The 7,601-nt window shown below is 40.0% G+C and carries 9 protein-coding genes and 1 CRISPR repeat array; of the genes, 4 read left to right on the forward strand and 5 right to left on the reverse strand.

Annotated elements, in window-relative coordinates; translation table 11 throughout:
* Positions 1-60: 60 nt before the first annotated feature.
* The 4 genes from ACE1CC_RS29970 to ACE1CC_RS29985 all read right to left on the reverse strand — a co-directional run bounded on the left by ACE1CC_RS29970 (position 61) and on the right by ACE1CC_RS29985 (position 4,526).
* Positions 61-1,722, reverse strand: coding sequence for an NAD+ synthase (locus ACE1CC_RS29970; protein WP_413274091.1), 1,662 nt, complete (start codon positions 1,720-1,722; stop codon positions 61-63).
* A gap of 62 nt (positions 1,723-1,784) precedes the next feature.
* Entirely contained in the window at positions 1,785-2,531 is a 747-nt protein-coding gene (locus tag ACE1CC_RS29975) for an NUDIX hydrolase (RefSeq protein ID WP_413274092.1), read from the reverse strand.
* Positions 2,492-3,091 (reverse strand): nicotinate-nucleotide adenylyltransferase, encoded by a 600-nt coding sequence (locus tag ACE1CC_RS29980; RefSeq protein ID WP_413274093.1) that lies wholly within the window; start codon positions 3,089-3,091, stop codon positions 2,492-2,494. Before ACE1CC_RS29980 ends, ACE1CC_RS29975 begins: the two co-directional genes overlap by 40 nt.
* Before the next feature lie 34 nt (positions 3,092-3,125).
* The gene (locus ACE1CC_RS29985) at positions 3,126-4,526 is read right to left on the reverse strand and encodes a nicotinate phosphoribosyltransferase (protein ID WP_413274094.1); all 1,401 of its coding nucleotides are present in this window, start codon (positions 4,524-4,526) and stop codon (positions 3,126-3,128) included.
* Positions 4,527-4,957: 431 nt separating this feature from the next.
* Here ACE1CC_RS29985 and ACE1CC_RS29990 point away from each other — a divergent pair, with 431 nt between their 5' ends.
* Positions 4,958-5,116, forward strand: a complete 159-nt coding sequence (locus ACE1CC_RS29990; RefSeq protein ID WP_413274095.1) for a hypothetical protein — start codon at positions 4,958-4,960, stop codon at positions 5,114-5,116.
* Between the two features lie 243 nt (positions 5,117-5,359).
* Here the strand turns inward: ACE1CC_RS29990 and ACE1CC_RS29995 are convergent, their stop codons facing one another.
* The gene (locus tag ACE1CC_RS29995) at positions 5,360-6,073 is read right to left on the reverse strand and encodes a diacylglycerol/polyprenol kinase family protein (RefSeq protein ID WP_459563939.1); all 714 of its coding nucleotides are present in this window, start codon (positions 6,071-6,073) and stop codon (positions 5,360-5,362) included.
* Positions 6,074-6,086: 13 nt separating this feature from the next.
* Here ACE1CC_RS29995 and yidD point away from each other — a divergent pair, with 13 nt between their 5' ends.
* From yidD to ACE1CC_RS30010, 3 genes are read left to right on the forward strand one after another with little or no spacing between them, the layout of a single operon-like run.
* Positions 6,087-6,335, forward strand: a complete 249-nt coding sequence (yidD, locus tag ACE1CC_RS30000; protein WP_413274101.1) for a membrane protein insertion efficiency factor YidD — start codon at positions 6,087-6,089, stop codon at positions 6,333-6,335.
* Between the two features lie 23 nt (positions 6,336-6,358).
* Complete coding sequence (locus ACE1CC_RS30005; RefSeq protein ID WP_413274096.1) at positions 6,359-6,772, forward strand: element excision factor XisH family protein; 414 nt, start codon at positions 6,359-6,361, stop codon at positions 6,770-6,772.
* Positions 6,760-7,095: a XisI protein gene (locus ACE1CC_RS30010; RefSeq protein WP_413274097.1), complete on the forward strand. Its 336-nt coding sequence runs from the start codon at positions 6,760-6,762 to the stop codon at positions 7,093-7,095. The genes ACE1CC_RS30005 and ACE1CC_RS30010 overlap by 13 nt, the downstream gene beginning before the upstream one ends.
* A 53-nt stretch (positions 7,096-7,148) precedes the next feature.
* Positions 7,149-7,473: a CRISPR direct-repeat array (repeat unit 37 nt; unit sequence GTTTCAATCCCTGATAGGGATTAATTGAAGTTTAAAC).
* Positions 7,474-7,601: the final 128 nt, after the last annotated feature.

The following is a 7,601-nucleotide window of genomic DNA, read 5'->3' on the forward strand; positions in this document are numbered from 1 at the left end:
AATTTAAGTACGTTGTTGCGCTTTAGCGCTAATAGTAGCGCTGAAGCGCAACAACGTACATTAGCTTAGTTTACTGGCGATCGGCATTCGCCAACCTGTACCAAAGGCGCGATCGGTTATTTTTAATCCTGGGGGTGCTTGGCGACGCTTAAATTCTGCCCTTGAGACTAACTTTACTACTTTTTCAACTACAGCAGCGTCGTGTCCTGAAGCAACAATTTGCGCGATCGATTCATGCTTATGAATTAGTTTTTCTAAAATATCATCTAACACATCATAAGGTGGTAAGGAATCTTGGTCAACTTGTCCGGGTTTTAGTTCGGCGCTTGGGGGTTTTTCTAATACATTTTCTGGGATAATTTCCCGATAACGGTTTAGCCATTTGCAAATTGAATAAACGCGAGTTTTGGGTACATCTGCGATCGCTGCTAATCCCCCATTCATGTCACCATAAAGGGTACAATAACCCACTGCCATTTCTGATTTATTTCCGGTGGAAAGTAGCAAATAACCAAATTTATTGGCAATTGCCATTAACAAGTTTCCTCTAATTCTAGATTGGATGTTTTCTTCGGCAATGCCAAACTCTGTTCCGGCAAATATATTGATTAAACTTTCATCATAAGCGTGCATTAAATTGGCGATCGGTAAAGTATGAGTACTAATTCCCAAATTTCTCGCCAATGCTAAAGCATCTTTAACCGAATGATCGGAACTATAAGGCGAAGGCATTAACACGCCTAAGACATTTTCTGCACCTAACGCTTCTCTGGCGATCGCCGCAACTAAAGATGAATCTATCCCGCCACTTAAACCAATTAAAACTTTAGAAAAACCACATTTATGAGTGTAATCTTGCACCCCTAAAACTAACGCAAACCAAATTTCTTCATCAGCATTTTCTGGTTTATGGGCTATAGTTCCCCAGACTAAATCTTGACTTTTTTCATCAAATTCTACAGTTCCTAACTCAGTTTCAAAAGAAGCTAAAGCACTGACTAATTCCCCTTGCTTATTTACGGCAAAACTACTACCATCAAAAATTAAATCATCATTCCCGCCGATTTGATTTGTATAAATAATTGGTTGCTGATATCTAACTGCGCTGTGACTTAACATTGCTTTGCGTAAATCTGGTTTTCCTACTGAATAAGGAGAAGCAGACACATTCACCGTAAAATCTACACCAATTTTGGCTAAATCTGCGATCGGATTTACTGGATAATTCCGCTTTCCCCAAAACTCTTCATCATTCCATAAATCTTCGCAAATAGTTACCCCAATGCGAATTCCATCTAAAATAAAGTAATTCGATTCTAAACCTGGTTCAAAATAACGATCCTCATCAAATACATCATAAGTCGGCAATAACCTTTTATGAAATACCTGTTGAATCTTGCCTTTTTCTAATAAAGCGATACTATTAAATAAAGGCTTACCTCCGGTAACTTCTACTTGGGGATTTGGTTGAACTGTACCCACTAAAACCGCTAAATTCTCTGGTAAATCTTGGGCTAATTTATCTAATACCCTTGCCATTCCCTCGACAAAACTAGGCATTAATAATAAATCTCTGGGTGGATATCCACATAGAGAAAGTTCTGGAGTTAATAACAACCTTGCACCTGAATCAGCTGCTTTTTTGGCAGCTTTCAGAATAGCTTGGGCGTTACCAGTCAGATCCCCAATAATGGGATTAAGTTGAGCGATCGCTATTTTCATAAATTGTCATTTGTTATTTGTCATTTGTTATTTGTCAGTTGAGCACCAATGACTAAGAACTACTAAATAAATACCAAAGGTTTATCCTTAAACGGCACAAAAGCCTCAGCATCAAATCGATATAAACTAGCCGGACGACCTGCACCACGAGAAACTTTTATTCCGGTATCGCATAAAAAACCTAGTTTTAACAATCGAGAGCGAAAATTGGAATAATCAGAAAAATTTTCTCCTAATACAGTAGTATAAAGCTGATAAAGGTCGTTTAAGGTAAAAACATCTGGCAACACATCAAAAGCTACGGGACTATATTCTAATTTATTTCGTAACCTTTGATAACCGTATTCTAATATTTTATTGTGATCGAAAGCTAATTGGGGAACTTGTTGAATAGGATACCAAGCAATGCCACTTACACCATCAGCAATTAACTCTGCTTCGGCAAATCTAACTAAAGCAAAATAACTTACCGATAGGTAACGAACACCAAAACTATCTGGCCCTTCTCTGGGGTCACGACCTGGCCCACCAAAGGTATATAATTGTTCCAAATAAAGGTTTTCTACGCGAATTTTTTCCGCTAAAATTCGATAGGCAGCATCCTCTAAAGACTCCCCATGTCTAACTAAAGTTCCCGGTAAACACCACTGACCTAAAAAAGGTTCTTCTTGGCGCATTACTAACAAAACTAACAAGCGATTTTGCGAGGTATCGACGGAAAAAATCACGTTATCTACCCCGACTTTAAAATCAGCTAATGCTTGTTTTTTTAACGGATATGCAATTTTTCTCGTGGTGCGTCCTGACATTCGTATAATTGCTCTCGATCGATATATTCCTCAATAGTCGGCGTTAAAGTTGTCGGATCTTTATATTGACGATAAGCTGTAGAAGAAACATTTGGGCCATTTAGGGAAGCGATCGCTACTTTCGCCCCCAAATTCCGCAATTCCCCCAAACTAATCTCTTCTATAGGAGATCCTGGACGAGGTACTACTAATAATTCTACTTGTCGCAACAAATCTTCAACTCTGTACCAACGTGGTAACTGTTTCACCAAATCCGAACCTACTATTAATGTTAGTTCCGCATCAGGCCATAAACTTTTTGCTTTTTCCACAGTTTCCAAAGTCCAAGGGCTACTTAATTCTTGATGTAATCCAATATTATATCTTGGAGGAGCGATATCCTTAATTAATAATCGCAACATCATTGCCCGATGTTCTAACGGCGTTTGGTGAGATTTAAAAGGATTATCCGAAGCCCAAACTGCTACCCAATCAAAATGTTGAGATAGCCAATTAATTATTGTTTGATGTCCCGTAGTCGGGGGATCGGCACTAGTGCCAAAAAGAGCAATTGTTGTCATGATTAATTGGTAATTGGAGTTGGTAGTTGAGCTTTTAGCGTTTGGTTTTTTCGGTTAATTCCCTAAGTGCGGGAGAAATTTCTACTGGGATCTGTTGGGGTTGAGTTAATTGGCGGGTAGTAACTGGTAAACTGGCAACAGAAGTGCTGGTGCGATCGCGAATTTCTGCCAAAGTTGCTGGAAGTTTTACCCTTTTTCCTTGCTTTAAAAATAGTTGTAGCAAAGCTTCTTCTCCCGCTAAACTTTCGCTGATTAATCCCAATCTGTCCGAGTGAATCTCTCCCTTTTCCCAACAGCGAAAAATTTGTTTTCGACCCGGATAAGTAACTTTATTGCTCGATTGTTTCATCGTGGGAATGCCATCAATTTCTACCAGTTTATAAACACCACCCACAGGCGTTCCTGTAACTAATTTTGTTCCTAAACCATAACCATCAATACAAGCACCAGCCGCTTTTAATTTAGCAATTTCCCATTCATCTAAATCTCCGCTAGCAAAGATGGGAATTCCTGGTAAGAGCGATCGGACCTTTTGCGACAAACTGGTTAAATCCCCCGAATCTAATCGCACCCCCGACAATTGCATTTCCCCTGCTTCGATCTTTTCTAACAACATTTGGGCAGCCGCAACAGTATCGTAAGTATCTATCAGCAAAGGTGCGCCGGGAAAATATTCATCAAACGCCTTAAAAGCTTCTTCCTCACTACCAGAAGTCGCCGTCAACGCCATCACAAAAGCATGAGCCATTGTACCACTAGGCTTCTGCCCCAACTTCAGCGCCGCCAACACATTCGATGTCCCATCTAATCCGGCTGCTAAGGCCGCTCGCGCCGCCCACAAAGCCCCTTGCGGACTAAAAGCCCGTCGCGTGCCAAATTCCAGCAAGGTCGCCTCTGACCCCGCTACATCTCGCAGTCGCGCCGCCCTAGTCGCAATCAAAGTCTGATAATTCAGCGTATTCAACAGGTAAGTTTCCACAATCTGCGCTTGCCATAACGGTGCTTCCACCCGCAACAAAGGCTCATTAGCAAACACAGCCGTTCCCTCTGGTACCGCCCAAACATCCCCAGTAAAACCCGATTCTCCTAAAAGTGACCAAAATTGGGCAGGTGCGTGCTGAAAAATCCCCGTCGCCCGCAAAGCCTCCAGTTGGGCAGGGCTAAAGCGCAACTTCTCCAAATAGTCTAAGGCTTGTTCTAAGCCCATTGCTATTAAATAACCAAAACCTTCTGGTAATTGGCGCACAAATAACTCAAAACTAGCCCGCTTTTGAGCTAATCCTTTACCTACATAACAAGCTGTCATCGTCAGTTGGTAAAGGTCAGTCAACAAGCTATAATCTTCAGGTGAGAGCGCAAGTTCCCTATCCTCCAAGGTTTCTGCCAGTTGAGTATTTTCGGGCGCTAAACATTTCCAGTCCGGGGCAACAGTCATAGCCCAACTTCCTAGTTAACTTTTATTACTCTAATTATAGTAATTTTTACCAAAATAATGTCAAGGTATTTTTGTGAATTTTCTATGAAATCGGGACTGGGGACTGGGTAAGTTTTGAGTTTTGAGTTTTGAGTTTTGAGTGAAAAATTCCCCTTGTCCCCTTGTCCCCTTGTCCCCTTGTCCCCTTGTCCCCCAGTCCCCAGTCCCCAGTCCCCAGTCTCCATGAGAAATTCTTGATCAGTGATAAACAAATAATACGAAATGTATAGATTTAGTAGTTTAACTCAACAATTAGTGGGGGGAAGGACAAAGTATTGCAAACATAATCAAACAAGTGTTGCAAGAACGGTTGCGCGATCGAATTTTATAGATAATAAAAATCAGATAGACAAAAAAACTATCTTACATAGATCAAAAGGGAGAACAATTTTATGGCTAAGATACCTGAAATGTTTGACCGCGTGACTCAGTTCTTCTCGGAAGCTTTAACCAGAATTTTCAGCCCACCGGAAGATAAAGATTATCCTGAAATTGGTGTACAACCTTTTGAAGGAGACGCTTACAAGAAAACCTCTAGAGGTTCAGATTAGTAATTGTGCAAAGAAGTAATCAGATTGTTAATCGAGGTCAAACACCTAACTTTTTCTAGACTAGGCGATTTGCTTGTGGGAAATTCTGCGATCGCCTAGTCTCCTGTTATCATCCAATTTTTCATTGTCATTTCTTCCTAGAAAACATGGGTGGCGGAATTAATTCCCCACCCCATTTTAATTGAACACTGAAGTGTTCACAACCGACTTAATACTCAGGGTCGTTATAAACACTTTAGTGTTTTAGCGCTGAAGCACTGACAACGAACTTGATAATATTTCCATTAACAAAAAACTTAAAGCAGCACTACCAACGGGAACGGTTAAATTATCTACACCTAATTTTGAGAAAGTTTCTAAAGCAGTGGCGAATAAAGCAACAGCGATTGAGACTACATAAGTTTGCCAGATGTTACCTTGCACAGCCAATAAAATTAAACTAGTAACTAAGAAACTTACTAAAGTCATGGTTAACGAACCTTCCCAACTTTTTTGGATACCGCCAATTTTGTAGGGATGTTTACCATACTTTTGTCCGATTAAAGCTGCTAGTCCATCGCCCCAAGTCATGACTAAAATACCTATAGCAGCGTATTGGGGTTGTTGGATAGACCAAAACCAAGCTACCAGAATACCAATACTTAAAGCGTAAAAGAATGTGCCTAAACTTTTGCGTCCCACACTATTTATGCCGGGAAGAATGGGAAATTTATAAGACAAAAGAGTTACAGTACTGGCTAAAATAGAAGCAGTGATTCCTACCCAAGCGGGGATTTCTAACCACCAAGCGAGGAGAATTACTTGTCCGGTACCGATGTGAACGACTTTGCGAATTTTTTCGGGATCTGTGCTGGTGTAACGGTGCAATAATTCAGCAGTAAGCACGATCGCACCCACCCAAACAGTCGCGATCGCAATCTTAAACCACAAACTAGATATGAACGAAATATTTAACACAGTTGTTAATTTAATCAAAATTTTACTGATTTGGCTAATTCGTGGCTATCAGATGTTTATTTCGCCCTTGTTTCCACCTTCCTGCCGTTATCAGCCCACTTGTTCTAAGTATGCCATGCAAGCGATCGAACGTTTCGGCCCTTGGCGCGGAACTTGGATGGGTATCCGTCGCATCTTGCGCTGTCACCCCTTCCATCCCGGAGGTTACGATCCTGTTCCAGAAGTTGATGCTTGTTCTTGTCACCACAAAGTAGAAGAGTAGAGGGATTCCAGGGACTCTAGTACATGGCAAAGGATATCTACCACGATCGAGTAAAAACCGCTTTAGAAAAGGATAATTGGACAATAACCGACGAATTTTTTAGGCTTTCAATAGGCTCTCGTTCAGTTTATATTGATTTAGGTGCAGAAAAAATTATAGCTGCTGAAAAAGAAGGTCATAAAATTGCTGTTGAAATTAAAAGCTTTTTAAGCCCCTCACCAGTCCAAGATTTAGAAAATGCTTTAGGACAGTATATTTTGTATCGAGATGGTTTGCAGCGATCGCAACCCGAACGTATCCTGTATTTAGCTATTACAGAATCAGTTTATCTCGATTTCTTTCAAGAGGAAATTGCTAAAATGGTAGTAGAAAATAACCAGCTTAAGTTAGTTATATTCGACCCAGAAACAGAGGAAATTGTCCAATGGATAGAGTAGAAGAATATCGCCATATTATTGAACGTATTCTAGAAGCCCATCATCGCATTCCTTACAGTCATGGAGAAATTGAAAGTAAATTAATTGTCGATCGCGATCGTAATAACTTTATGATCGTAGTAGTAGGCTGGGACGGCAAACGTAGAGTTCATGGTTGTGTTGTTCACGTCGAAATCATTAACGATAAAATTTGGATTCAAAGAGATGGAATTGAAGACGGAATTACTAATGAACTTGTTGCCGCTGGTATTCCAAAAGATAAAATTGTTTTGGCTTTTCATGCGCCTAATGTACGACAATATACTGGATATGCTATAGCTTAACCTCTAGTCAATCTAGAAGTATCTTTTCTAGCTTCATTCTTAGGAGTTTGCTTGTTTCAATCCCTGATAGGGATTAATTGAAGTTTAAACCAAGTACTCTGCGTATTTTGTACAGAAGCTCCCAAGTTTCAATCCCTGATAGGGATTAATTGAAGTTTAAACCCAAGGAAATTGGCTGCTCTCACACCTACGTAAATGTTTCAATCCCTGATAGGGATTAATTGAAGTTTAAACAATCAATTAAATCTTTAATTAATTGATTTGTTAAGTTTCAATCCCTGATAGGGATTAATTGAAGTTTAAACTATTTATGGACTTCACGGATTATTAAGCAAATATCGGTTTCAATCCCTGATAGGGATTAATTGAACAAAAATGTTGAGCGCAGTCCCTACCTAAACTTCGTTATAGGTAGGGTTAGCGAAACCAACATAAAAATGCGTAGCAACGATTTATTCTGGATTCTCTTGGTTCTGCACATATTCTATAAGTTTATTTAGTGGTGC

It is taken from the genome of Floridaenema aerugineum BLCC-F46 (genome assembly GCF_041929345.1).
GTDB classification, from domain to species: domain Bacteria; phylum Cyanobacteriota; class Cyanobacteriia; order Cyanobacteriales; family Aerosakkonemataceae; genus Floridanema; species Floridanema aerugineum.